The organism is Sulfitobacter sp. G21635-S1 (assembly GCF_027213915.1).
GTDB lineage: Bacteria > Pseudomonadota > Alphaproteobacteria > Rhodobacterales > Rhodobacteraceae > Sulfitobacter.
Map to the genome: position 1 here is coordinate 127,518 of NZ_JAPWGV010000004.1, position 23,914 is coordinate 151,431.

Genomic DNA, 23,914 nt, shown 5'->3' on the forward strand with positions numbered 1-23,914 from the left:
TGCAATTTCTGGCAATCCCCATTCGGATTATTTTGAGCAACAAGGGCGGGGCAATCGTTTCACAGGAGTTCACATGTCCCGAACAGTTCTCATTCTCGGTGCCTCGGGTTTCGCAGGCCAGGCTTTTGACCGCGCCTTTTCGGCGGATGGCTGGCGCGTCCGCCGTTTCCAGCGTGGCACCGATCCGGCACAGGCGGCGCGCGGTGCCGATCTGATCGTCAATGCCATGAACCCGCCGGATTACCACGACTGGGCCCGGCAGATCCCGAAGATCACCGAGCTTGCCATGGCTGCGGCCCGCGCCAGCGGTGCGCGGGTTCTGATCCCCGGCAACGTCTATGTCTACGGCAATCAGCCCGGTCCCTGGTCGGCAGAGACGCCGCACCGGGCCTGCAGCCGGAAGGGGCAGATCCGCGTCGAGATGGAGGCCGCCTGGCGCGCCTCCGGCCTGCCCGTGACGATCCTGCGCGGCGGCGATTTCATTGATGACCAGCGCAGCGGTCAGGCGATCGGGCTGGTGGTGCTGAAAAAGCTGCACAAGGGCCGGATCACGGCGATGGGCGCGCCTGGGGTCGAGCGGGCCTATGCCTATCTGCCCGACTTTGCCCGCGCGGCTGTTGCCTTGTCGAAACTGGACGACCTGCCGGTCTTTGCCGATGTCGCCCTGCCGGGGCATAGCTTCAGCATCGACGATCTGGCCCGTGAGATCACCCGCCAGAGCGGGCGGGCGATGAAGATCGGCCAGTTCCCCTGGTGGGCGCTGCGCCTGAGCGCGCCGGTCTGGGAACTGGGGCGCGAGCTGCTTGAACAGCGCTATCTGTTCGATCATCCGCACCGTCTGTGCGGCGAGAAATTCGCGGCGCTTTGTCCGGCATTCCGGCATACGCCGTTCGAGGAGATGGTCGGAAGGCTGATTCAGCTTCACAATGCGGGCTAGGTGCCCCGAAGCCAACGTACATTCCGCTTGCCATTCGTCCCCGGATCGCTTGCGATCCGGTTCGCGCCCGACCCCGCCCCCCAGGGCGGGCGCGAATTATTCCAACGTTTTCACCTGTTGCAACCTCTCGCCATACCCGGATCGCGCGCCAAGCCTCACCACGCCCCCCCTCGGGGTCGGGCGCGAACCTCTGTCGCGCCTGTACAAGACCGCAAACTTCGATTCCGGGAAGCCGGGCGGGGCGGCTTGACCAACCTACTCCAGCGCGGCTTTCGCGCCCTGCCGGGTGAGGGTCACATCGAAACCGCCTGCGCTGAGCGTGATGCGTTGCAGGGTCCGGGTGGCATAGGTCAGCTGCATGCCCAGCGACTTGAACCGGAAGGGTGACAGATGCCCCGGCCCCTGCACCACGCGGTAGGACATCCTGCAGGTGACCTCACCACCGCTGTCGCTGCGCGCGGTGGTGGCGATGCGCACCACCCGGCGGCCGTCGTGGACAACCATCGGCTGCGGGCAGTCGCGGCCCAGCGCCAGCGCGGCAAAGGCTTCGGTCAGGGAAATCACGCCCCTTGGCACCTGCGCCACATCGCTGAGGTCCGTCGCCTCATCCGCCGGGATGACGGTGACTTCGGTCACCTGCCCCCCTGCCCGGGTCACCGCGATGTCGCGCGTCTTGCTGCCCCGGCTGCGGCTTTCGTAACCCACTGCCGCGCCGCGCGCTTTTGTCACCGCCTCGAAACTGCCGTCGGCCACCCCCAGCGGCGTGTTGTCCATGACCGCCAGCAGACGGCCCGCGCGCGGCCCGCCGTCAAAGGTCAGCGTGCCGATCTGGCGGTTGCCCAGCGCCATGGCAAAGCTCAGCTTTTCCGCAAGCGCCGGTCCGGCCAGCAGGCCCAGCGCGCAGGCGGTCAGGATCGCGGAACATCTCATACAGGGTTTCCGTTGTCAGGGGCATCAGGGGCGTCGGGTTTTGCATAAGGCAACAACGCGCCCATGGCGAGGGGGCAGGCCCCGCGCCGCAGCATTCCGCTTGCCCAGGGCGGGGCTTGCGGAATATTCTCCGCGCGACAAAAGCGAACCCAGGATGCGAGGGCTGTACGGTGCCGAGTTTTAGTTTGAAACGCCCGACTGGTGCCGGGCTGGCCCTGGTTGCCCTTGTCGCGGGATGCGGCAGGTCCGGAGCGCCGCCGCCCTCTGCAAGCGATGTGGAATGCCTGGCCCGGGCGATGTATTTCGAATCGAACCGCTCCAGCCGGGACGGGATGGTCGCGGTGGGCAGCGTGGTGATGAACCGGGTCGCCTCCGACGCCTTTCCCGACACGGTCTGCGGCGTGGTCGGCCAGCCGAACCAATTCGCCCCCGGCGTCATGACAAGCCCGATGGAAGGCAGGGGGGCGGCACTTGCCCGTGACACCGCCCTTGCGGTCTATCGCGGTGAGCGGCATCCCCATACCGGCGCGGCCAAGTTCTTTCACGCCGCCTGGTATCAGGCGAATTACAACAACATCCACTATGTGGTGACGACCGGCGGCAATGCGTTCTACGAAAAGCGGCGGCCGGAGCATGTCTCGGTGCCCGCGCCCCTGCCCCCGACGGAAGGTCTGACCTCGGGCTAGAATCAAACCTCTGCCGCAGCGTCCAGCGGATTGAAGCAGGCGATTTCCCGGCCACCCCTGTCACCGGTCAGGGCGGGCCTTTCGCGGCGGCACCGATCTGTCGCAAAGGCGCAGCGTTCGTTGAAGGCGCATCCCTTGGGCGGGTCCAGCGGATCGGGCAGTTCCACGCCGGCTTTCTCGGGGGCGGAGATCGGGCGGCCGACCTCCGGCGCGCTTTGGGCAAGCAGGGCGGTATAGGGGTGGCGCGGATTGGCGAAGATTTCCCGCGCCGGGCCGATTTCGACAACCGCACCGAAATAGAGCACCGCAACCCGGTCGCTGACCGCCTCGACCACCGCGAGATCATGGCTGATGAACAGATAGGTCAGGCCGAATTCCTGCTTGAGATCCGCCAGCAGGTTCAGCACCTGCGCCTGCACCGAGACATCCAGCGCCGAGACCGGTTCATCCAGGATCAGGATGCGCGCCCTGGCGGCCAGCGCCCGGGCGATGCCGATCCGCTGCGCCTGCCCGCCGGAGAATTCATGCGGATAACGGTCCAGGAATTCCTCGCGCAGGTTGACGGCGGCAAAAATCTCGCTGATCCGCGCGGCGCGCTCTGCCTTGCCCATGCGGTGCAGCCTGCGCAGGGGTGCCTCCATGATCTGGCGGATGGTCTTGCGCGGGTTCAGGCTGCTGATCGGGTCCTGGAACACGTATTGGATGCGTTTGCCAAAGATGGCGGGATCGGCGTTGTCCAGAACCGCCCCTTCGATTTCGATCTCTCCGGTGCTGGGCGGCAGGAGCCCGACAAGCATCTTGGCCAGGGTGGATTTGCCGCAGCCGGATTCGCCGACGATCCCCAGAGTCTCGCCGGTTTTGACCGTCAGATCCAGCGGCTGGACCGCATGCACATAGGACCAGGACGCCCCGAAGGACCGTTTGCCGACCCGGAAGGATTTTGACAACCCCGTGAGTTTGAGCGCATCGGTCATATGCTGTGCTCCGTCGCGTTTTCGGGAAAGAGGCAGCGGACCCGGCGGTCCGGTCCGGTCGGGCGCAGATCAATTTGCCCCGCCCGGCACTCCGCCTGCGCCTTGTCGCAGCGCGCGGCAAAGGCGCAGCCGGCGGGCAGGTTGTCGACGACGGGGGGCAATCCGGGTATTGCGGCCAGTTTGCGCTGGCCGCCGCCCAGGGTCGGCACGCAGTCGATCAACCGGCTGGTATAGGGGTGTTGCGGGTTGCGCAGGACGGCCCCGGTTGGTCCCTGTTCGACAATCCGGCCCGCATACATCACCGCCACGCTGTCGCAAAGCTGGCCCACCACGCCGAAGTCATGGGTGATGAAGATGATCGCCAGGCCGCGTTCGCGCCTGAGATCGCTGAGAACCGAGAGGATCTGCGCCTGAACGGTCACATCCAGGGCGGTTGTCGGCTCATCCGCGATGATGACATCGGGGTCATTGGCCAGCGCCATGGCGATGCCGACCCGCTGCCGCATGCCGCCCGACATTTCGTAAGGGTAGCTGTCGATCCGGCTTTCCGCATTGGGAATGCGCACCGATTTCAGCAGGTCGATGGCCCGGGCGCGGGCGGCGCTGCGGGGGAGTGATTCATGCGACTGGATCGCCTCGATCAACTGATCCCCGACCCGGTAGAGCGGATGCAGGGTGGCCAGCGGATCCTGGAAGATATAGGCCACCCGGCGGCCCCGGAGGGCGCGCAGCACCTCATAGGGCGCGCCGACAATGTCCTTGCCGTCAAAATGGACCGCGCCGCCGGTGATGACACCGGGTGGTGAGGCGACCAGCCCCATGACGCTGAGCGCGGTGACGGATTTGCCCGATCCGCTTTCCCCGATGATGCCCAGGCAGGCGCCCTTTTCCACATGCAGATCGACACCGCCGACGGCCTTGTACTGCCGGTCGCGGACATGGAATTCGGTCTGCAGCCCGGTGATGTCCAGCAGGCTGTCGGTGCGGGCGGCGGGCACCGCCCCCTGCCGGTCGACCGTGGTTGCGGCCATCGGGCGGCTGAGCGCGCCGGATTTCAGGCGCGGGTCCAGCGCGTCGCGGATGCCGTCGCCCAGCAGGTTGATGCCCATCACGATGATCAGGATCATCGCACCGGGCACGATGGAGGTATGGGGGTTGGTGATCAGCGCGGAGCGTGCCTCGCCCAGCATCGAGCCGAGATCGGCCTGTGGCGGCTGCGAGCCGAGGCCGAGAAAGGACAGGCCCGCGGTTTCAAGGATCATCCAGCCGACGGTTGTGGACATGGCGATGACGATCACCGGCAGCACATTGGGCAGCACCTCGCCCAGGATGATTTCGCGGTCGCGCATGCCGGCCAGCCGGGCGGCGTCGATGAATTCCTTATGGGCGATGCCGACGGTGATGCCGCGGATGTTGCGGGCAAAGAAGGGCACGTTGACCGCCGCCACCGCGATCAGCGCGTTCATCAGGCCGGGGCCGAGGGCGGCGACAATGGCCAGCGCCAGCAGGATATAGGGAAAGGCCATCAGCATATCGACGCCGCGCATGATGATGTTGTCGGTCCTGCCCCCGAAGTATCCCGCGATGATGCCGATGGCGGAGCCCAGCGTGGCCGCGATGATCGCGGCGGCCAGCCCCATGGCAAGGCTCAGCCGGGTGCCCCAGAGCAGGCGGCTCAGCAGGTCGCGGCCCAGATGGTCGGTGCCCAGAAGCGCGCCTTCGCTGAAGGGCGGCTTGAAGCGGTCGGCGGTCCGGGTGACATCGGGGTCGGCCAGCGGCAAAAGCGGGGTCAGCAGTGCCAGCAGCACCACGATGCCGATCATGACAAGGCCCGCCAGGGCCAGACGGTTGCGCGCCAGCAGTTTCAGAAAGGCGGTCATGTCTTGATCCTCGGGTCAAGCAGCGCCTGGGCCACGTCCACGAGGATGTTGAACATCACGTAGCAGGCGGCGATGAACACCACCCCGCCCTGAACCAGCAGGATATCGCGTTTGAGGATGGCATCGACCAGCATCCGGCCAACGCCGGGCCATTGAAAGACCATCTCGATATAGACGGCACCGGACAGCACAAAGCCCGCCTGAATGCCCAGAATCGGAATGATCGAGACCATGGCGGCGCGCAGGGCATGGCGCCAGATCACCCGGCGTTCGTTCACGCCCTTGGCGCGGGCGGTGCGGATGAAATCCTGGCGCAGCACCTCCAGCATGGCGGAACGGGCCAGCCGCGCGATCACCCCGGTCGCCACCACCGAGAGGGCGAATGCGGGCATCGCCAGATGGTCCAGCAGCACCGGCAGGTTGCGATCCCCGTAGATCGGCCACATGCCCGACACCGGGAACCACCGCAGCTGGACGGCGAAGATCAGGATCATCATCATGCCCAAAAAGAACGAGGGGATCGAGATGCCCAGCAGCACGGCAAAGGTGATCGCCTTGTCGGCAAACCCGTATTGCCGCGCCGCCGAGATGACACCGGCGGCGATGCCCAGCAGCGAGCACAGAAGGAAAGAGCTGCCCGCCAGGATCAGGGTTGCACCGAAGCGGTCCAGCACCTCGTCCAGCACCGGGCGGTTGAGGGCAAAGCTGCGCCCGAAATCGCCCTGCAGCATGTTGCCGAGCCAGATGAAATAGCGCGCCACGATGCCCTGATCGAGCCCGAGGTCGCGGTTCAGCTTCTCGACGTTCTCGGGGGTCGCATAGGAGCCCAGGATCGCGGTTGCCGGGTCACCGGGGATCAGCGCCATGATCGCAAAGACGATCACGCTGATGCCCAGCAGCACCGGAATGGCCGAGAGCAGGCGTTTGAGGATATATCCGGTCATGGGCGGCTCCGTCGGGTTGTTGCGGCCCCCTGAGCGGGGCCGCAACGGGTCAGGTTACATCCTGGTCACTCATTACATCCTGGTCACTCATCACTTCTTGGTCACTCATCACTTCTTGGTCACTCATCACTTCTTGGTCACGTCATCCAGAAGCAGGAAGAACGAGGGCTGCAGTGAAAAGCCTTCGACGCGGTCGGAGGTGACGGCATTCTGCTTCCAGTTCGCCACAAAGACCCATGGCGCGTCTTCCTGCACGATCACCTGCATCTGCTGGTAGAGGCGCGCGCGCTCGGCCTGATCGGTCTCGGCGCGGGCAGCGTCCAGCAGCTTGTCCACCTCCGGGTTGGAGTAATAGCCGGAGTTGAAGCCGCCCTTGTCCGGCCAGGCTTCGGTGCGCAGCGCGAGGAAGGGCAGCGTGTCGGGGTCATTGGTCATCCAGGCCATTTCGGCCATGTCCGCCTTGCCCTCCAGACCGGGGTTCACATTGCCCAGAAAGGTGTTCCATTCGTAGGTTTCGATGCTGACCTTCAGGCCCACGGCCTCAAGATCGGCCTGGATTGCCGTGCCCATCGACACCGGGTCCAGCATGCCGGAGCCGCCTTCGGTCACGTAGAAGGTCAGTTCGGCCCCTTCCGCACCGGCCTCTGCCAGCAGGGCGCGGGCGCGGTCGGGGTCATAGGGATAGGGTTCCAGATCGGGGTTGTAGGCCCAGGCGAAGGCGGGCGGGGTCGGGCCGGCCGCGACCTCGGCGGTGCCTTCGAGCACGTCATTGACGATGGCCTCCTTGTTGATCGCATAGTTTGCCGCCTGCCGGACACGGACATCCGCAAAGGGGCCTTCCTTGGCATTCAGGATCAGGAACCAGACATGCGGGCCCGCCTGTTCAAAGACGGAATAGCTGTCGCCCTGGAATTCGCTGAGCGCGACCGGCGGGACTTCGACCATCAGGTCGATGCCGCCCGCCAGCATTTCGGCGGTGCGGGTATTGGCATCGGTGATCGGGCGGAACACGACCGCCTCCAGCCCCGGCGCGCCGTCCCAGTAGCCGGGGTTGGCCTGCACCACCACCGCTTCGTTGCTGCGCCATTCGCCGAATTTGAAGGCGCCGGTGCCGGAGGGGTTGCGCCCGAAATCCGCGCCATGTTGTTCGACCGCTGCGGGCGAGACGATCAGCCCGGTGGGATAGGCAAGGTTCGACAGGAAGGGCGCATAGGGGGCGTTCAGCGTGAAGGAGACCGTCATCGGGTCAATGACGTCGACCGATTCCACAGCGGAAAAGAAGAACGCGAGCGGAAACGGGCCGGTGTCATGGAAGGGGTGGGATTCGTCCAGGATGCGGTCGAAGTTGAATTTGACCGCCTCGGCGTCGAAGGCGCTGCCATCGTGGAAGCTGACCCCCTCGCGCAGGGTGAAGGTATAGACGGTGCCATCCTCGGAAATGGTCCAGTCGGTGGCAAGGGCGGGTTCGACCTCAAGCGTGCCGTCCTTGTAGCGGACCAGCCCGTCATAGACATTCATCAGGATGCGGAAATCGTTGACGGCGGTGACGGCGGCGGGATCGAGCGATTTGGGTTCGGCGATCTGGCCCACGATCAGGACGTTTTCGGGGGTCTGCGCGGTTGCGCCGCCTGCCGACAGGGCCAGCGCCGAGGCCGCGGTCGCCGCCAGCAGGGCACGGCGGGTGAGGGTCAGGAAAGTCATGGCGTATCCTCTCTGTTTCATCTTATTTATCATTATAAATTGCATTTGGCCAAATTATCATGATAAATACAAGTTAAATGTGCCGGGGCCGCCTCATGACGTTTTCCATTCTGACATATGACAAAAAAACAGGCGTTTACGCAGGTGCGGCGGCGACGGGCAGCCTCTGTGTCGGGGGCTGGGTGCTGCGCGGCGACATCGAATCGGGGCTCTGTGCCTCGCAGGGCACCGCGCCCAGCACCTTCTGGCGCGACGATGCGATGCGGCGGTTGCACGGGGGTGCCGGGGCCGGGGATGTGGTGGCCGCGCTGACCGGGGCGGACACGGGCCGGGACCACCGGCAGTTGGCGGTGCTTGACAGAACCGGTGCCACCGCCGGGTTCACCGGCGCGGCCAGTGTTCCTTACGCCGGTTTCATCGCCGCCCCGGAGGTGATTGTCGCGGGCAACATGATCAGGTCGCGTGGGGTTCTGGAGGCCGCTGCCGCCGCCTTTGCCACGCGGGAGGGCACGCCGGCCGAGCGGCTTGTCGCCGCCCTGCGCGCCGGTGAGGCGGCGGGATCGGATGTGCGCGGCCTGCAATCTGCCGCCCTTCTGGTTCTGAGCCCGGTTGCGCCGCCCATCGACCTGCGGATTGATGACAGCGCCCGCCCGCTGGACGATCTTGCAGCGCTATGCGCCAGGGTGAGCGCGCCGCCCTATGCCACCTGGCTGGATGAAGCGCCCGTTGCGGTGGACCGCAGCCGCGCGCCGCGGTCGTAAGATCGGCGCGCGGCCCTGTCTATTCGGCCATGAATTCGCGGGTGATGCGCATTTCCTGCGCGTTCATCAGCCGTTCGGCCCCTTCCATATGCGAGGTCATGATGGCATGGGCGCGCGGGCCGTCGCCCCGGGTCAGCGCCTCCACCAGTTCGATCTGATGCCTGCGGCCACGTTCCCAAAGCTCCCGGTTGGGCGTGGCATAGAGGCGGCGGTGCACTGTCAGGTCAGAGAGGATCCGCGCCATGAAGGAGATCAGGAAGCCCATCAGTTGGTTGTCGGCGGCATCGGCGAGCCGGGCGTGGAAGGCCAGCGAGGAGATATGCTGCTGCTTTTCCTCTTCGGCTGTCTGCGCCGGTTCGGGGTATCTGTGCGCCATCTCGCGCAGTTCGGCCAATGTCTCGTCCGAGAGGTTGCCGGCCAGACGGGCGGCCAGGGCCGGTTCCACCAGCTTGCGCATCTCGTAGATGTCCGAGAGCGACAGGTCCTTGAAATAGAAGTAGTTTCCAAGCAGGGACATCGCCCGGTCCTTGCTGACCTCGCCCACCGCGCTGCCGCCGCCGGGGCCGGTCTTGGTCACGATCAGGCCCTGGGCCTCCAGAATGCGCATCGCCTCGCGCACGGTCCCCTTGGAGACGCCGAATTCTGCGATCATCGCCGCCTCGTTCGGCAGCTTGTCGCCCTTTTGCATGTCACGTTCGACCACCCAGCGTTTGATCTGATCCGCGACCTGAACGGGGCGCGACCGTTTCTGCGCCCGGGGCGCATCGGTGATCTTTGGATCGGAGGGGCGGGCGGCGGTTTGCTTCATGACATTTGTCTAGACGAGGGCTGGAGTCTTGTGTAGCTCATAATTTATCATAATAAATTCAGGATGCCTATGACCTTCGGTGAGATTGCCCAGAGCCGCCTGCATGAAATTGCCGCCTGTTCGCAGGCCGGGGATGGGGTGACCCGCCTGCCCTTCACCCCCGAACACCGGGCGGCGCTGGACCAGATCCGTGGCTGGATGGAGGCCGCCGGGTTGCAGGTGCATATGGATGCGGCGGCCACCATGGTCGGGCGCTGCGCGGGGCCGGAGGGCAGCAAGACCCTGCTGATCGGGTCGCATCAGGATTCCGTACCCGGCGGCGGGCGCTATGACGGGATCATGGGCATTGCGCTGGCCTGCCTCGCGCTGGAGAAGATCCGCCGGGAGGGCCTCGCGCCGGCCTGTTCGGTGGAGGTTCTGGCCTTTGCCGATGAGGAAGGGGTGCGGTTTCCCACGGCGTTGCTGGGGCCGAGGGTGCTAGCCGGGACGTTTGATGCGGCGGCGCTGGCGCTGCCGGACCGGGATGGCGTGACCCTTGGCGCGGCGCTTGCCGGGTTTGGCGGCGATCCGGCGCGGCTGGAGGCGTTGCGCCGCGATCCTTCCGACGTGCTGGGTTATCTGGAGGTCCATATCGAACAGGGCCCGGTTCTGGAGCGCCGGGCTGCGGCGGTCGGGGTGGTGACCGGGATCTGTGGGATCGAGCGCAATGCCATCCGCTTTGCCGGAGAGACGGGCCATGCGGGCACGGTGCCGATGGCGGACCGCCGCGATGCGCTTGTGGCCGCGTCCCGCTTTATCGCGGCAGTGTCGGAACAGGCCGGGCAGACCAACAGTATCCGCGCCACGGTCGGGTCGATTTCGGTGCATCCCGATGCGGTCAATGCGATCCCGGACCGGGCGGATTTCCCGCTTGAGGTGCGCTCGGTCTCGGATCAGGCGCGGCAGGGGTTTACCGATGAGATGCGCGCGCTTGGCAATCGTATTGCCGGCGATGCCGGCCTGTCATTCGAGATGACGCGGACCTATGTCCAGCCTGCGGTGTCCTGCGACCCGGAGCTGTCGGCGGCATTGGTTGCTGCGGTGGAACAGGGCGGTGCGGCGGCGGTCACGCTGCCCTCGGGGGCCACCCATGATGCCTCTGCCATGTCAGATCTCTGCCCCATCGCGATGCTGTTCCTGCGCTGCCGGGGCGGGCTGAGCCATCATCCCGATGAATATGCCAGCGCCGCCGACATGGGGGCGGCGCTGGATGCGCTTGTGCATGTGCTGGTGTCCTCAGGTCCGGGACAGTGACCGCGCGCTGCCCGAGCGCAGGGCGATGGCGACCACAAGACCCAGCAACGCCACAAAGGCACCGGTCAGCGGCGCGGCAGCATAGCCGCCGAAGCTGATCGCGGTGCCGCCCAGCAGCACGCCGGTGCCCTGTCCGAGATAGACCATCGAGCTGTTCAGCGTCAGAACGAAGGTCGTCGAGGGCCCCGCCGTTGCCGCAAGGCTCCCCTGCACCACCGGTGCGGTGGCAAACTGGCAGACCGGCGCAAGGGCGACGCTGACGACAAGCGCCAGGATATTGACCAGCAGCGGCGGGTTGGTCGACAGCGGTGGCACCAGCACCGCAAGCCCCAGGGCGATCCCGGCAAAGAGCCAGGCCAGCCCGCGCGCGCCCAGGGTGGCCGCGATCCGCGCGCCAAGGATCAGCCCGGCGAGGCAGGACAGCCCGACGCCAAGCTGGAACAGCGCCACATGGGTGCCGGTGCCGCCAGTCAGGCTGGTGACAACCGGGCCGATGTAGCCCACCAGGCAGAACATCGCGCCAAAGGCGAGATAGGTCGAGGCCAGCAGCCCCGTGGATCTGGCGTCGAGGCGCGCGCTGCCCTTGGGGACAGGCTGTGCCGCGATGTCGGGGACGTTGCGCCAGACCAGCACGAGGGCCACGGCCGAAGCGAGTGCGGCCACGCCGAAGCTCGCCCGCCAGCCCAGCCAGTCCCCGGCCAGCGAGCCCGCGGGCATTCCCAGCATCAGCGCATAGGCGACGCCGGAATAAACCTTGGCAATGGCCCCGCCCCGTTGTTCGGCGGGGACCAGGGTCACGGCGATGGAGACCGCCAGCGGCAGCGAAAGCGCGCCGGTGATCCCCAGGGCGGTGCGCAGGAACAGGAGCTCATTGAAGCCCGGTGCCAGGATCGAGGCGAAATTGAGCAGCACCATGCTGCCCAGCACCGTCAGGAGCAGCGGTTTCTTGCGCCGGTGCCGGGTCCAATGGGCCAGGAACGGCCCGGCAAAGGCGCAGCCAAGCGCATAGCCCGCCTGCAAAAGCCCGGCGGCCGAGACGCTGATGCCGAGGTCGGCGGCCAGCGGGCCAAGCAGGCCGGAGAAGACGAATCCCCCCAGCAGGAAGGCGAAGGGGACGGAGAGGAGCGTGATGACAGGCATGGTCTACCCCTGTGCCGGAAAGAGGAAACAGGTGGTGGTGCCGGTGGCGATCAACCGGCCCGAGGCATCCTCCAGCCGCGCCTCTGCCGTGGCCGACCGCCGCCCCCGGGAGACCAGGGTGCCCAGCGCCCGGACCTGTCCCGCATCGGGCGCGAGGGGGCGGATGAACTTCACCTCCGTGCCCATGCTTGTATAGCTTTGGCCGGGGCCAAGCACCGAATGGACCGCACAGCCCAGCACGGAATCCAGCATGGTCATGATCCAGCCGCCGTGGACGGTGCCCATGGGGTTCAGGAATTCCGGCCCCGGATCGCCCCGGAACTCCGCCTGCCCTTCGGAGACCGCGTGTATCCACTGCCGCATTGTCCGCGCCATGGTCGGGGCGGGCACACCGCCGGTGGGGATCGCGCGCAGGATGTCGAGCCCGGACATGGCCGCGATCTGGCGCGGGTCCGGCGGGCGGAAGCTCACTTCGGGCATGGTGGCCGCGTCAAAGGCGCGTTCTTTGGTTGTGGTGTCATGCTGTGGCATGGGTGCCTCCGGAATATCTGGGTGTGGGAATGCCCTGCGGGCGGTTGCGGAAGAGGGCTGGGGCCCTGGCCCGCCGCCCCCTGTCATGGGGTGCGCTGGTGACATGCGCGGTTGTCCGGGTCAGATCCATTGGGTGTCCTTTCGGGTTGGGTGAAAGCCGGGTCAGATTTCGATGGCCAGTGCCGTGGCCTCGCCGCCGCCGATGCAGAGCGTGGCCACGCCGCGCCGCTTGCCCCGCGCCCGCAGGGCGTGCAGCAGGGTGACGAGGATGCGTGCGCCGGTGGCACCGATGGGATGGCCCAGCGCGCAGGCGCCGCCGTTCACATTGAGCCTTTCGCGGGGGATGCCGATCTTTTGCGCGGCGGCCATGGGGACCACGGCGAAGGCCTCGTTGATTTCCCACAGATCGACCTGATCTGCGGTCCAGCCGGTGCGGGCCAGCAGCTTTTCAATCGCCGGGATCGGCGCGGTGGTATAGAGCGCCGGGGCCTGGGCATGGGCGGCCTGCCCGGCGATGGTGGCAAGCACCGGCAGGCCCCTCGCCTGGGCCAGGCTGCGCCGGGTCAGCACCAGCGCAGCCGCGCCATCGGCATTGGCGGAGGCGCTGGCGGCGGTGATTGTCCCGTCGCTGGCAAAGGCAGGCCGGAGGCCGGGGATTTTTGCCGGGTCGACCTGGCCGGGGCGTTCGTCCTGCGCGACGGTGACTTCGCCCTTGCGCTGGGGCACTGTGACCGGCGCGATTTCATTGGTGAAGGCCCCCGAGGTGACCGCCATACGGGCCCGTTCCAGCGTTTCGATGGCAAAGGCATCCTGTGCCGCGCGGTCAAAGCCGAAGTCCCGTGCCGTGACCTCGCCGAAGGCGCCCATGGGGCGGCCCGGTTCATAGGCGTCTTCGAGGCCGTCGAACATCATGTGATCGATCAGCGCGGCGCTGCCTGCCTTGCGGCCTGCGCGCATTTCCGGTGCGAGATAGGGGGCGCGGGACATGGATTCCATGCCGCCCGCGACGATGATCTCGGCGCGTTCCAGCGTCAGCAGGTCGGCGGCGGTCATGATCGCCTTCATCCCGGAGCCGCAGACCTTGTTGATCGTGGTCGCGCCCACGGCATCGTCGAGTCCTGCCGCCCGCGCCGCCTGCCGTGCCGGGGCCTGGCCCTGTCCGGCGGGCAGGACGCAGCCCATCAGCACCTCTGTGGCGTCCGTCGGCCCGAGCCCGGCGTCGGCCATGGCGGCGCGGAGTGCCGTGGCCCCCAGCAGCGGCGCGGGGATCGGCGCAAGCGCGCCCATGAAGGCGCCGAGCGGGGTCCGGCGGGCGGCGCAGATGACGATGGGATCGGTAGGGGACATGGGGCGACTCGCTTTGCTCGTGATTTGCGGTTAGATTATAAGCATCATCCAAACTGTCAAGATTAGATGTTAATTGACATCCAAAATGGATTTTTCTAGGATTGGCGGGCCATACCGACCAGAGATGAAAAGGCGCTGACATGCGTGTAAGTCGTGAAGTTGCACAGGAAAATCGCCAGAAGGTGGTTGACGAAGCCGCCCGGCTGTTTCGCATCCACGGATATGAAGGCATTGGCATTTCGGGCCTGATGAAAGCCGCCGGGATGACTCATGGCGGGTTCTACAAGCAGTTCCCGGATAAAACGGCGCTGATGGTGGAGGCCACCCAGGCGGCGATGGCGCAGCATGAGAAAGACTGGGCCAGGCGGCTGGAGAAAGCGGGGGGCGACCGGCTGGAGGCCTTCCGGCAGGCCTATCTGCACGACAGTCACCTGACGCGGGTTGGCGCGGGCTGCGTCCTGCCCGCGCTTGCGGCAGAGGCGCCGCGCCACGGAGAGGCCTTGCAATCCGCCTTTGCCGAGGGGCTGGAGAAGCTGGCGGATCTGGTGGCCCCGGAGGACAGGGCGGTGGCGCTGAGCACCATCGCCCAGGTGGTCGGCGCGCTGATGCTGGCGCGGGCGGCGGGGGATCACCCGGTTGCGGATCAGGTCATCGCGGCGGTTGGCGGCAAGGCCGATGAGGGTTGATGGCCTCGGGGCGAGCTGACTTTCGCGGCGAAGCGCATTGCCGGGTGGTGGTGCGGTGATGCGACCGCAGTAACCGGCAGTTCATGGCAGCCATGCCCGGAACAAGCCGCAGGCGCCGGGCCATCGCCTGCCCGCCGGTCGGGTAGGCGATATGGTTAGGCTTGGTGTTCCCATGATAGGACTCATCAAAGCTGAGAAATTAAGTGGCATGAACCAAGGTCAGCATCGCCTACCCCGGGCAGGCGACGGCCCGGCTTGCATCCGGCCTTGGTGGATCAATCGGTGGTGCCGGGCTTAAAGTGCCTCTCCGGCAATCAGGGTGGCAATGCGCTCCGGTGTCATCGGCAGGGAGGTCACCGGTTTGCCCGTGGCATTGGCAATCGCGCAGGCCAGCGATGCGGCGACATTCAGGATCGGCACCTCCCCTGCCCCCTTGGTGCCCAGCGGGCCGAGGGAGGGCGCCCCCTCGTAAAGCTCGAAGTCGATGGGCAGGACATCGCCGGCCAGCGGGACGCGGTAGCTTTCCAGCCCGGTCTGATCGACCGCGCCATCGGGGCCGATCGTGACCTCTTCGGTCAGGGCATAGCCGATGCCCTGAACCACGCCGCCCTGAATCTGGCCGTGAATGGCGCGCCGGTTCAGGGCGCGGCCCACGTCCTGTACCACGCGGTAGGACAGGATTTCGCAACGGCCCGAGATTTCGTCAACCGCCACTTCGCAGTCGTGGACCGCAAATACCGGGATGTCGATGGCGTCAATGAAATGGCCGGTGGCGCAGCCGGGCATGGCTGTTGTGCCCGGCGCGGTAAAGGCACCGCTGCCGGCAATCGGGCCGGTGGTCAGCTCTGCTTCGGCGATCACGGCTTTCAGGGTCATGCCGCTGCCGGGTTTGCCGTCAACCTCGACCCGGCCGTTGGTCAGCACCAGTGCGGCTGCGTTGGTCTGCAGCAATCTGGCGGCCACGGTCAGCAGTTTTTCCCGCACCTCGGCGCAGGCGGCCTCGCTTGCCGCCCCGATGGAGACCGTGGTGCGCCCGCCGCCAACCCCGAGATCGCGCCCCGCGGCATCCGTATCGGCGGTTTTCACGATGACCGCATCGGGATGAATGCCAAGGTTTGCCGCGACGATCTGCGGCAGGGATTGCATCATGGTGCCGGAGCCGATCTCGACCCCGGCGGTGACCAGCGTCGCGCTGCCGTCGGCGTTCAGGTTCACCGTTGCCGCAGAGGGGCCGACAAAGATGAACCATGTCCCCACGGTTGTCGCGCGCCCGTAGAGCCGCCCGTCGGGCAACCTGCCGCTGCGCCGTTCGACCGGGTATTTGTCAGCCATGCGGTCCAGCATGGGGGCCAGCACATCGCCCTGAAAGGTCTGTCCGGTGGCCCCGATGTCGCCGTCACCGATCACGTTGCGGCGTCTGAACTCGAAGGGGTCCATCCCGATCGCGGCGCAGATTTCATCGGTATGCCGTTCCAGCGCGAAGGTGTTGTAGACCCCGTTGCAGGCGCGGAAGGCCCCGTTCGGGGGGGTGTTGGTATAGACCGCCCTTGTCACGATTTTCGCGGCACCCAGCCGGTAGTTGCCGGCCAGCGTATGGGCGGTCATCGTGGTCAGGAAGACCTGTTCGCCGCCATATGCGCCGCAATCCATGAGCACGCTGGCCTCGCGGGCGACGATCTCTCCCTCCGTGTCGATGGCGGAGCGGATGTGGATTTCGGCGTTTTCCCGGCAGAGGCAGGTCATCATCTCTTCGCGGCGGGAATTGACCAGCGAGACAGCGCGCCCGGATTTGCGGGCCAGGATCGCGGCATAGGGTTCGAGGGAGCAATCGAACTTCAGCCCGAAACCGCCGCCGACTGCGGGCACTGTCACCCGCACGGCGGATTCCGGGACCTCAAGAACCCTGGCGACGACATGTTTGACCGTCCAGGGCGCCTGGGTGGAGGTCTGGATGTGGAAGCGGCCATCCTCATAAGATGCGATCACCGCGCGCGGCTCAAACGACAGGTGGTTCTGCCGCCCGACATCATAGGTGCCTTCGACAATGGTGACGTCATCGCGGGCAAAGGCAGCATCGGTGTCGCCACGGTCGACGCGTGCTTCCCAGGCGATATTACCGCCCCGTGTCGCGCCGGGGTGGAGCACCTCGTAGCTTTCCCAGCCGGGATGGACGAGGGGGGCATCGGGGGCCAGTGCCGCCTGCAGGGTCAGCACCGGCGGCATGGCTTCATATTCGACAATCACGGCCTTGGCGGCGCGCCGGGCCTGGGCCAGTGTTTCTGCCGCGATGACGGCAAGGGGTTCGCCGTGATAGCGCACGGTATCGCCGGCAAAGATCGGATGATCGGCGATGCCGATCCCGTGCAGGCCCGGTGCGTCCCTGTGGGTGGCGATGGCGTGGACCCCCGCCATCGTCAGGGCCGGGGTGACATCCAGCCGGGTGATGCGGGCGGAGGCCACGGTCGCGCGCAGCAAGACCGCGTGCAGGACCTCCGGCCCCGCCTGATCGACGGTGTATCTGGTCCGGCCCCGCAGCTTGTCGCGCGCATCGCGGCGCGGCAGGTCCATGACGGCAAGGGATGGATCATGGGCGTTCTTCATGGCTGAACCTCCGTCACGGGCTGTGCGGCACCCGAGAGCGACATCACCGCGTCGATGATCCGCTCATAGCCGGTGCACCGGCAGATGTTCCCGGTCAGCGCGGATTTGACCGCCTCGCGGGTCGGCTGCGGGTTGTCCTTCATGAAATGGGTGAGCGTCATCACCATGCCGGGAAAGCACATGCCGCATTGCACCACGTCAAAATCAACAAAGGCCTGCTGGACGGGGTTCAGCTCTGCTTCGGTGCCGATCCCTTCGATGGTGCGCAGATCGGACCCCTCCAACGTGCCCATCGGCACCAGGCAGGCGGTGGCGGGATGCCCGTCGATCCGGACCATGCAGGCACCGCAGAACCCCTCGCCGCAGACCTCCTTGGCGCCGGTCAGCCGGTAGGTGTCGCGCAGCACCTCAAGCAGGGAGGCGCGCGGGTCGCCGGAGAAGCTGCGGGCGCGGCCGTTGAGGGTGAAGCTTACGGTCATTGCGGGTCTCCCTTTGCGGTGGGCCGGGTCAGATCGGCAAAGGCGCGTTGCACCAGTTGCGGCAGCAGGCGGGCGCGGTACCAGCCGCTGGCATCGACGCCGTCGCGCGGGTGCAGGTCCTGGATCCGGGCCTGTGCGGCGTCGCGCGCCGCCGCCGGGTCCAGGGGGCGGTCCAGAAGGGCGTTTTCCAGTGTCTCCCAGCGGCGCGGTGCAGGTTCCACCGCGCTGAGGGCGATGCGCAGGCTCTGGCAGGTGCCGTCATCGCGGCAACCGGCAAGAACGCTGACGACCGCAACCGGATATTCGCCCGCCTGCCGCAGCAGGGCGCGGGCATGGGCGGCTGTGCCCCGGGGCGGGGGCAGGTGTACATGGGTCAGGATCTCGGCGGCGGGGCGCGCGCCGCGCCCGCGCAGGAAATCAGCGATCGGCAGGCGTCTTTCACCTGACGGGGCCTGCAGGGTGACCATGGCCCCAAGGGCCATCAGCGCCGGGACAAGATCGGGGGCCATGAAGCCATCGGAACACAGGTTGCCGCCGATGGTCGCGCGGTGCCGGATCGCGGGATTGGCGGAGGCCGCGCAGGCCATGCGCAGGCCGGCATGGGCGGGGTCAGCGCCCAGCGACTGCGCAAGTGCGGCGTGGCTGACCATGGCGCCTATTGTCAGCCCGGCGTCCGTTTTTTCGATGCCGTGAAGGGAGGCGATATTCGCAAGGGACACAAAGGTCTTGTCGGTGTCCTCACCACGCAGCGCGGCCCGCATGATCCATGTACCGCCCGCCAGCGGGATGGCCGGGCGCGGGGCGGCGGAGGAGAGGATAGAAAGCGCCGCTGCAATCGTATCGGGGCGGTGAAAAACCACATCTGTCTGGGTCATGCCGGCAATGTCCTGTTCAGGTTCCGGGTGCGGGGGATCAGGCGGCCCGGCAGGCGGGCCGCCCCAGTATCACGACCAGTGCGAGACCGAGCGTTTCTCGAAACTTTCGCGGAACTGCGCGGTGGATTTGGGCATCAGCTCGCCGGTGCCCCAATCCAGGATCACCGCGTATTTCCGGACCGCGTCCATCTCGTTGATCTTGCCCTTGCGGTACATCTGCGAGACCTCTTCGGGGTCCATCCGGGCCCAGCCGACGCGGTTGGCACGGATATGGGCACGGGCCTTTTCGGTGGCGGCATGGTCGATCTCGTAGTCGAGCATCTCGGCGTCATTGACCCTGATCACGACCCCGTAGTCCAGTTCCGCGCGTTTGACGGAGACATATTCGTCGATCACATCGTTCAGGACATGTTCGGGGTCCCGTTCCATCGGGTCGCCATAGCCGCCGCCGCCTGCGGTGGGGCGGGTGAACTTGTCGCCGCTCTTGATCTTGTAGTTGGAAAAGACCGATCCCAGCCATTCTTCCTCGCCGGTGTCGACATGTTCGACCATCAACCCGTGCGGCATGGAAGGCAGGCCGCCTTCGACACCCCAGACCACCGCGCGTTCGCGGTCGCAGATGTAGGACATGACGGTGTTTTCCGCCTCAAGCAGGGTCGAAGCCTTGATCACCCCTGCCCCGCCACGCCATTTGCCGGGGCCGGGGCTGTCCTGCTTGATCTGGAATTCATCCGCGCGGGTCGGGTTGACCCTTTCGTTGCCTTCGGAGGGCTGGGACATCAGGCCGGTGCCGAAACAGGCGGTGGTCACGTCGCTGCCGTCCTTGCCGTTGCGCCCGCCCCAGCCGCCGGGGAGCCATTCGTAGAACATGTAGATCGGCTTGTCCGGTTTGCGCAGGTCGTTGCCGCCCGCCAGCAGGTATTCCAGGTTGAAGGCACAGGCGATGGCGCGTTCCGGCATGATCTGCGACCACATTTCGAAGATCGCGTTCATGATCTTTTCGAACGGCATCAGGAAGCCGGTCACCGCCACCGGCCACTGGGCGCTGACGACGCTGTTGGCGGGGGCCTTCACCTCTACCATCCGGTAGAAGCCGCTGTTCAGCGGCAGGTCGGGAAAGAAGGTCTTCATGCCCGCCACCACGGCGGAGAAGGTCGCGCCGGGGGCCGAGTTGTAGATCGAGGCGATAGTGGCGTGGCTGCCTTCGAAATCATAGGTGATCTCTTCGCCCTTGATGGTCATCTTGATGTGGATCGGGATCATCCCCTCGCCCGCACCCGGATCGCGGTCGATGTAATCCACCGCCTCCCATGTGCCGTCCGGCAGGTCGCGGATGCGCTGGCGCACGGCGCGTTCGACGTAATCCTGAACCGCGTCCATGCCCTGGGTGACCTGATCGCGGCCATATTTGCCCACCAGCCGCTGCAATTCGCGCTCGGCCACCTGGGTGGCCTGGGCCTGTGAATGAATGTCACCGATGATCGAGGCCGGGTCGCGGGTGTTGGCGGCGATCATATTGGCCACGTCGGCGCAGAACCTGCCCTTGTGGAACAGCCGGATCGGGGTGATGCGCACTGCCTCGCCGAACATCTCGTGGGCGGTCACGTTGAACGACCCGGGGACGGAGCCGCCGAGATCGGACCAATGGCCGTTGGACTGCGAAAAGCCGATCAGTTCTTCCTCGTCGAAGATCGGCCGGATCAGGCGCACATCGCTGAAATGGGTGCCGCCCGCATAGGGATCGTTGATGGCATAGACATCGCCGGGGTACATGTCCCCCTTGAAGAAGCGGATCACCTCCTTGCAGGTATGGTGCAGGGTGCCGACATGGACCGCGATGTCGGAATTGCCCTGGGCCACGCAGTTGCCTTCGGCATCGTGCAGCCCGTTGGAGAAATCGCGGTTGTAGATCACGAAGGAATAGCAGGTCCGCAGCATCTGCTCGGCCATCTGGTCGACCGAGGTGATGAAGGAGTTCTTGAGCACCTCGAAGGTGACCGGGTCCAGTTCCTGTTTTGGCATCATGTTCATGTCTCAGTCCTTCACGCGGATCAGAATGTTCATATATTGGTCAATCTTCGCGGTGGCGCCGGGGGGGACCACCACGGTTGAATCAACCTGTTCGACGATGGCCGGGCCGGTGAATTCCGCGCCCGCCTTCATGGTGGCGCGGTCATAGACATCGGTGCGGCAGCTTTTCCCCTTGAACCAGACATCGCGCTGGCTGGCGGGGTCCGGCGCATGGGGCGTCACCTCGAAGGAGGGCAGCTCGGCCTTTTGCACCACGCCGGTGGCCTTGACGCCCACCCGGAATATGCTGACCGGCGCATCCTCGCGGCGGAAGTTGTATTCGCGTTCGTGTTCATCGTGGAAACCGCGCACGAGGTCTTCGGTGCTGGTGATCGTCGCGGGGGCGGAGACGGCGAGCGAGCGCCACTGGCCCTGATACATCATCTCTACCGTGCGCTGCAGGACGGTGTTTTCGGGGGCGACATCCTCGTGACGCAGCCGGTCGACGGCTTCCTTTTCGATCCGCGCAAAGGCGGCTTCGAGGTCTTCGGGCGCGGTTTGCGAGGCATCGGCCATGAAGCTGTCGGAAAAGTCGTGCTGGATGTCGACCAGCAGGCAGCCCATCGCCGAGGTCACGCCGGGGTTCGGCGGCACGATCACCACCGGGATGGACAGTTCCTTGGCCACGGCGGCGCCGTGCAGGGCGCCCGCGCCGCCAAAGGCCACCAGCGCAAAGTCGCGGGGATCGTGGCCGCGGCTGATCGAGAGCAGGCGCACGGCGTTGGCCATGTTCGCATTGGCCACGTCGATGACCGCCTCTGCGGCCTCGTGCAGTTCCATGTCGAAAGGCGTGGCCACGGTTTCGCGGATTGCCTTTTCCGCCAGCCCCGCGTCCAGCGTGATGTCGCCCCCCGCCAGGCTGTGGCCCAGACGGCCCAGCACCACATTGGCATCGCTGTTGGTGGCGACCTCATTGCCGTTGGAATAGCAGGCCGGACCGGGGAAGGCCCCTGCCGATTGTGGCCCGTTGCGCAGCGAGCCGCCTTCGTCCTTCCAGGCCAGCGAGCCGCCGCCGGCGCCGATGGTCAGCACTTCGATGGAGGGAAAGCGGATCGGGTAGCCGTATTCGATGTACCAATCCTTGGTCACTGTCGAATTGCCCTGAAAGCAAAGCGAGACATCGGTGGAGGTGCCGCCCATGTCAAAGCCGATGGAGTTTTCATAGCCGCAGAGGTTGCCGATGAAGCGGCTGGCCAGCGCCCCCGCCGCAATGCCGGACCCGGCCAGACGCGCGGCAAAATCCTTGACGCTGGCCGGGGTCATCACGCCGCCGCCGGTGTGCAGCAGCAGCAGGTCGCGGGTATAGCCGCCCTCGGCCAGCTTGTCGCCCAGCCGGGAGACGTAATCGACCACGACAGGCGAGACCACGGCATTCACCATGGTGGTTGAAAAACGCTCGTGTTCGAAGATTTCCGGCATGATCTGCGAGGAGATGGAGATATGCACATCCGGCATTTCCGCGCGCAGGATGTCGCGCATCCGGACCTCGTGGTCGCCGTTGACGTAGGAATTGATGAAGCAGACCGCGATGGCCTTTACGTCCCGCTTTTTGAGGATCCGGGCCACGCGGCGGGCCTCGGCCTCGTCCAGTTCGGTGATGACCTTGCCTGCCGCGTCGATCCGTTCCTTCACGGTCAACCGGTCGCGGCGCGGGATATAGGGTTTGGCGACATCCTTGTAGGTGTCCCAGAGATCCTCCTTGTTGGAGCGGCGGATTTCGACCACATCGCGGAAGCCTTCGGTGCAGACCATCGCCGCGCGGGGCAGTTTGCGGGTGATCAGCGCATTGGTGGCCACCGTGGTGCCATGGGAAAACATCGTGACATCGCCGAGGTCGATCCCGGCATCCGAAATGCCCGTCATGATGGCGCGCATCGGATCATCGGGGGTCGAGGGGGTCTTTTCGATCCGGATCTGGCCGGTGTCTTCGTCCATGATGCAGACATCGGTGAAGGTGCCCCCGACATCGACTGCGACTCTCGTTTTTGTCATCTCTGCTTTCCTACTTCGGTTGAGGCCACAGATGCCGGCAAGCCGGTATCGGTCACCCGAAAGCACAGCTTTGGGTGGTGGCGCATTTTACTTTCGGGTGCGTCAGCTTCGGGCCATGGCCTCCAGCCGGGTCTGTTTTCGGGTATCGGTCGGGGTGCAGCCGAACCGGGCTCTGTAGTGTTTGCAGAACTGCGCCTGGTCGTAGAACCCCCATTTATGGGCGATCTGGGCCATGGTGCTGGTGTTGTTCACCATGCGCAGCATCTCGTGGCAGCGGGTCAGCCGCTTGTCGCGGATGTAGCCAACGACGGAATGGTCATTCTCGGCAAAGAGCCGTTGCAGATAGCGCAGCGAGATGCCGCAGGATTCCGCCACGACCTGGGAGTTCAGGTTGGGGTTGGCGAGGTTGTCGCGGATGAATTGTTCGGCCCGCTGCAAATGCGCCGCGCGGATCGTCGAGGCGGTGCTGTCGAGGATGCGGTTGTCGCTGCGCATTGACAGGCACAGAAGGTCCAGCAGGTGCTGCCCGGCCATTTCCCGGGCGGCATCGCCGATCAGTTCAATGCTTTCGATGGTATTGCGCACCGACCCCAGGAAATAGGAACCCACCCCCGAGCTGGCGTCAAAGGTCAGCGCGCCAAGCCGGTCGGTGGCACCCAGCCGCGAACGCACGCTGGCGGTGGGCACCTTGAGCACCCAGAGCTTGTTGGCCTGCCCATGGGAGAATTCATAAGGCAGGTCACCGCGTTCCACCAGGAAGCTGCCGGGGCTGCAGCTGGTGTCGCGGGCCCCCTGCTGGAAGCAGACGTCCGATTTATGCGGGATGGTGATCAGCAGGCTGCTTTCCTGCTCGTTGGTGAAATGCGACCTGGTGCGGATGTATTTGACGCCGTCGCAGTTCATCTCGGACAGGCCGAGGTTGCCCAGCCGCCAGGACTGCAAGGAGCCCTTGAAGGTTTCGGGCCGGGCGCATTTTGCCGAGAGCGGGAAATAGGTGTCGGACAAGGTCCGGGTCCAGACTTCGTCCTTGTTCATTGTACCGCAATGGTCCGTCGAAAAATACATCGTCTTCTCCCCTGTCGGCCGTGTTCCGGCGTGAACCGGCCGACTCGTTGAATTCAACCTATCTTATCGCCATTCGAATACTTGGCGATTTGCGCATAAAGCTTTGCCCCGCGCCCGGCAAAGCGCCATTCGGTCACGCGGGTCCGGTCGTTCCGCATAAAGACCTTGCCGACGGCGGTTCCGGCTGCGGTTGCGTCACACATGATCTGTCCTT

The 23,914-nt window shown here is 65.8% G+C and carries 21 protein-coding genes; 5 read left to right on the forward strand and 16 right to left on the reverse strand.

Going from position 1 to position 23,914, the window contains the following annotated elements:
• Nucleotides 1-73: 73 nt before the first annotated feature.
• A complete protein-coding gene (locus O4H53_RS06435) occupies nucleotides 74-937 on the forward strand; it encodes an epimerase (protein WP_269362286.1) in 864 nt (287 codons plus the stop codon).
• Between the two features lie 255 nt (nucleotides 938-1,192).
• Here O4H53_RS06435 and O4H53_RS06440 read toward each other — a convergent pair whose 3' ends face one another.
• Nucleotides 1,193-1,867, reverse strand: a complete 675-nt coding sequence (locus O4H53_RS06440; protein ID WP_269362288.1) for a hypothetical protein — start codon at nucleotides 1,865-1,867, stop codon at nucleotides 1,193-1,195.
• 185 nt (nucleotides 1,868-2,052) lie between these two features.
• On the opposite strand from O4H53_RS06440, the gene O4H53_RS06445 reads away from it, so the two are divergent.
• Nucleotides 2,053-2,553 (forward strand): cell wall hydrolase, encoded by a 501-nt coding sequence (locus tag O4H53_RS06445; RefSeq protein WP_443069517.1) that lies wholly within the window; start codon nucleotides 2,053-2,055, stop codon nucleotides 2,551-2,553.
• A gap of 2 nt (nucleotides 2,554-2,555) precedes the next feature.
• On the opposite strand, the gene O4H53_RS06450 is transcribed toward O4H53_RS06445, so the two are convergent.
• The 4 genes from O4H53_RS06450 to O4H53_RS06465 all read right to left on the reverse strand — a co-directional run bounded on the left by O4H53_RS06450 (nucleotide 2,556) and on the right by O4H53_RS06465 (nucleotide 8,052).
• On the reverse strand, nucleotides 2,556-3,527 hold the full coding sequence (locus O4H53_RS06450) for an oligopeptide/dipeptide ABC transporter ATP-binding protein (protein ID WP_269362290.1): 972 nt from the start codon (nucleotides 3,525-3,527) through the stop codon (nucleotides 2,556-2,558).
• Nucleotides 3,524-5,407 carry a dipeptide/oligopeptide/nickel ABC transporter permease/ATP-binding protein gene (locus O4H53_RS06455; RefSeq protein WP_269362292.1) on the reverse strand — a complete coding sequence of 628 codons (1,884 nt, stop codon included), beginning with the start codon at nucleotides 5,405-5,407 and terminating at the stop codon, nucleotides 3,524-3,526. The genes O4H53_RS06450 and O4H53_RS06455 overlap by 4 nt, the downstream gene beginning before the upstream one ends.
• Nucleotides 5,404-6,351 (reverse strand): ABC transporter permease, encoded by a 948-nt coding sequence (locus O4H53_RS06460; RefSeq protein ID WP_269362294.1) that lies wholly within the window; start codon nucleotides 6,349-6,351, stop codon nucleotides 5,404-5,406. The genes O4H53_RS06455 and O4H53_RS06460 overlap by 4 nt, the downstream gene beginning before the upstream one ends.
• A gap of 126 nt (nucleotides 6,352-6,477) precedes the next feature.
• Nucleotides 6,478-8,052 (reverse strand): ABC transporter substrate-binding protein, encoded by a 1,575-nt coding sequence (locus O4H53_RS06465; protein ID WP_269362423.1) that lies wholly within the window; start codon nucleotides 8,050-8,052, stop codon nucleotides 6,478-6,480.
• A 95-nt stretch (nucleotides 8,053-8,147) separates the two neighbouring features.
• Between O4H53_RS06465 and O4H53_RS06470 the strand changes: the two genes are divergently transcribed.
• Nucleotides 8,148-8,813 (forward strand): DUF1028 domain-containing protein, encoded by a 666-nt coding sequence (locus O4H53_RS06470; protein WP_269362295.1) that lies wholly within the window; start codon nucleotides 8,148-8,150, stop codon nucleotides 8,811-8,813.
• Nucleotides 8,814-8,832: 19 nt separating this feature from the next.
• On the opposite strand, the gene O4H53_RS06475 is transcribed toward O4H53_RS06470, so the two are convergent.
• A complete protein-coding gene (locus O4H53_RS06475) occupies nucleotides 8,833-9,621 on the reverse strand; it encodes a FadR/GntR family transcriptional regulator (RefSeq protein WP_269362296.1) in 789 nt (262 codons plus the stop codon).
• Between the two features lie 63 nt (nucleotides 9,622-9,684).
• Between O4H53_RS06475 and O4H53_RS06480 the strand changes: the two genes are divergently transcribed.
• Nucleotides 9,685-10,914 (forward strand): M20 family metallo-hydrolase, encoded by a 1,230-nt coding sequence (locus O4H53_RS06480; RefSeq protein ID WP_269362298.1) that lies wholly within the window; start codon nucleotides 9,685-9,687, stop codon nucleotides 10,912-10,914.
• Here the strand turns inward: O4H53_RS06480 and O4H53_RS06485 are convergent.
• The 3 genes from O4H53_RS06485 to O4H53_RS06495 form a co-directional block, all read right to left on the reverse strand.
• Nucleotides 10,897-12,054 carry an MFS transporter gene (locus tag O4H53_RS06485; protein WP_269362301.1) on the reverse strand — a complete coding sequence of 386 codons (1,158 nt, stop codon included), beginning with the start codon at nucleotides 12,052-12,054 and terminating at the stop codon, nucleotides 10,897-10,899. The two genes, O4H53_RS06480 and O4H53_RS06485, sit on opposite strands and share 18 nt — an antisense overlap.
• Before the next feature lie 3 nt (nucleotides 12,055-12,057).
• Nucleotides 12,058-12,585: a PaaI family thioesterase gene (locus O4H53_RS06490; protein WP_269362303.1), complete on the reverse strand. Its 528-nt coding sequence runs from the start codon at nucleotides 12,583-12,585 to the stop codon at nucleotides 12,058-12,060.
• Nucleotides 12,586-12,747: 162 nt separating this feature from the next.
• Nucleotides 12,748-13,932: an acetyl-CoA C-acyltransferase gene (locus tag O4H53_RS06495; RefSeq protein WP_269362305.1), complete on the reverse strand. Its 1,185-nt coding sequence runs from the start codon at nucleotides 13,930-13,932 to the stop codon at nucleotides 12,748-12,750.
• Nucleotides 13,933-14,072: 140 nt separating this feature from the next.
• Here O4H53_RS06495 and O4H53_RS06500 point away from each other — a divergent pair, with 140 nt between their 5' ends.
• The gene (locus O4H53_RS06500) at nucleotides 14,073-14,618 is read left to right on the forward strand and encodes a TetR/AcrR family transcriptional regulator (RefSeq protein ID WP_269362307.1); all 546 of its coding nucleotides are present in this window, start codon (nucleotides 14,073-14,075) and stop codon (nucleotides 14,616-14,618) included.
• 294 nt (nucleotides 14,619-14,912) lie between these two features.
• On the opposite strand, the gene O4H53_RS06505 is transcribed toward O4H53_RS06500, so the two are convergent.
• The 7 genes from O4H53_RS06505 to O4H53_RS06535 all read right to left on the reverse strand — a co-directional run bounded on the left by O4H53_RS06505 (nucleotide 14,913) and on the right by O4H53_RS06535 (nucleotide 23,903).
• Complete coding sequence (locus O4H53_RS06505; protein WP_269362309.1) at nucleotides 14,913-17,219, reverse strand: xanthine dehydrogenase family protein molybdopterin-binding subunit; 2,307 nt, start codon at nucleotides 17,217-17,219, stop codon at nucleotides 14,913-14,915.
• Complete coding sequence (locus O4H53_RS06510) at nucleotides 17,216-17,698, reverse strand: (2Fe-2S)-binding protein (RefSeq protein WP_269362311.1); 483 nt, start codon at nucleotides 17,696-17,698, stop codon at nucleotides 17,216-17,218. Before O4H53_RS06510 ends, O4H53_RS06505 begins: the two co-directional genes overlap by 4 nt.
• A complete protein-coding gene (locus tag O4H53_RS06515; RefSeq protein WP_269362314.1) occupies nucleotides 17,695-18,573 on the reverse strand; it encodes an FAD binding domain-containing protein in 879 nt (292 codons plus the stop codon). The genes O4H53_RS06510 and O4H53_RS06515 overlap by 4 nt, the downstream gene beginning before the upstream one ends.
• A gap of 69 nt (nucleotides 18,574-18,642) precedes the next feature.
• Entirely contained in the window at nucleotides 18,643-20,604 is a 1,962-nt protein-coding gene (locus tag O4H53_RS06520) for a hydantoinase B/oxoprolinase family protein (protein ID WP_269362316.1), read from the reverse strand.
• Nucleotides 20,605-20,607: 3 nt separating this feature from the next.
• Entirely contained in the window at nucleotides 20,608-22,635 is a 2,028-nt protein-coding gene (locus O4H53_RS06525; protein ID WP_269362317.1) for a hydantoinase/oxoprolinase family protein, read from the reverse strand.
• 102 nt (nucleotides 22,636-22,737) lie between these two features.
• Complete coding sequence (locus O4H53_RS06530) at nucleotides 22,738-23,700, reverse strand: helix-turn-helix domain-containing protein (protein ID WP_269362319.1); 963 nt, start codon at nucleotides 23,698-23,700, stop codon at nucleotides 22,738-22,740.
• A gap of 53 nt (nucleotides 23,701-23,753) precedes the next feature.
• On the reverse strand, nucleotides 23,754-23,903 hold the full coding sequence (locus O4H53_RS06535; protein ID WP_269362321.1) for a hypothetical protein: 150 nt from the start codon (nucleotides 23,901-23,903) through the stop codon (nucleotides 23,754-23,756).
• Between the last annotated feature and the right edge of the window lie 11 nt (nucleotides 23,904-23,914).

What these genes read in the sequence shown, in the direction of transcription:
- O4H53_RS06435 (WP_269362286.1), top strand. Translation starts at nt 74, where the DNA reads ATGTCCCGAACAGTTCTCATTCTCGGTGCCTCGGGTTTCGCAGGCCAG.
- O4H53_RS06440 (WP_269362288.1), bottom strand. Translation starts at nt 1,867, where the DNA reads ATGAGATGTTCCGCGATCCTGACCGCCTGCGCGCTGGGCCTGCTGGCC.
- O4H53_RS06450 (WP_269362290.1), bottom strand. Translation starts at nt 3,527, where the DNA reads ATGACCGATGCGCTCAAACTCACGGGGTTGTCAAAATCCTTCCGGGTC.
- O4H53_RS06455 (WP_269362292.1), bottom strand. Translation starts at nt 5,407, where the DNA reads ATGACCGCCTTTCTGAAACTGCTGGCGCGCAACCGTCTGGCCCTGGCG.
- O4H53_RS06460 (WP_269362294.1), bottom strand. Translation starts at nt 6,351, where the DNA reads ATGACCGGATATATCCTCAAACGCCTGCTCTCGGCCATTCCGGTGCTG.
- O4H53_RS06465 (WP_269362423.1), bottom strand. Translation starts at nt 8,052, where the DNA reads ATGACTTTCCTGACCCTCACCCGCCGTGCCCTGCTGGCGGCGACCGCG.
- O4H53_RS06470 (WP_269362295.1), top strand. Translation starts at nt 8,148, where the DNA reads ATGACGTTTTCCATTCTGACATATGACAAAAAAACAGGCGTTTACGCA.
- O4H53_RS06475 (WP_269362296.1), bottom strand. Translation starts at nt 9,621, where the DNA reads ATGAAGCAAACCGCCGCCCGCCCCTCCGATCCAAAGATCACCGATGCG.
- O4H53_RS06480 (WP_269362298.1), top strand. Translation starts at nt 9,685, where the DNA reads ATGCCTATGACCTTCGGTGAGATTGCCCAGAGCCGCCTGCATGAAATT.
- O4H53_RS06485 (WP_269362301.1), bottom strand. Translation starts at nt 12,054, where the DNA reads ATGCCTGTCATCACGCTCCTCTCCGTCCCCTTCGCCTTCCTGCTGGGG.
- O4H53_RS06490 (WP_269362303.1), bottom strand. Translation starts at nt 12,585, where the DNA reads ATGCCACAGCATGACACCACAACCAAAGAACGCGCCTTTGACGCGGCC.
- O4H53_RS06495 (WP_269362305.1), bottom strand. Translation starts at nt 13,932, where the DNA reads ATGTCCCCTACCGATCCCATCGTCATCTGCGCCGCCCGCCGGACCCCG.
- O4H53_RS06500 (WP_269362307.1), top strand. Translation starts at nt 14,073, where the DNA reads ATGCGTGTAAGTCGTGAAGTTGCACAGGAAAATCGCCAGAAGGTGGTT.
- O4H53_RS06505 (WP_269362309.1), bottom strand. Translation starts at nt 17,219, where the DNA reads ATGAAGAACGCCCATGATCCATCCCTTGCCGTCATGGACCTGCCGCGC.
- O4H53_RS06510 (WP_269362311.1), bottom strand. Translation starts at nt 17,698, where the DNA reads ATGACCGTAAGCTTCACCCTCAACGGCCGCGCCCGCAGCTTCTCCGGC.
- O4H53_RS06515 (WP_269362314.1), bottom strand. Translation starts at nt 18,573, where the DNA reads ATGACCCAGACAGATGTGGTTTTTCACCGCCCCGATACGATTGCAGCG.
- O4H53_RS06520 (WP_269362316.1), bottom strand. Translation starts at nt 20,604, where the DNA reads ATGAACATGATGCCAAAACAGGAACTGGACCCGGTCACCTTCGAGGTG.
- O4H53_RS06525 (WP_269362317.1), bottom strand. Translation starts at nt 22,635, where the DNA reads ATGACAAAAACGAGAGTCGCAGTCGATGTCGGGGGCACCTTCACCGAT.
- O4H53_RS06530 (WP_269362319.1), bottom strand. Translation starts at nt 23,700, where the DNA reads ATGTATTTTTCGACGGACCATTGCGGTACAATGAACAAGGACGAAGTC.
- O4H53_RS06535 (WP_269362321.1), bottom strand. Translation starts at nt 23,903, where the DNA reads ATGTGTGACGCAACCGCAGCCGGAACCGCCGTCGGCAAGGTCTTTATG.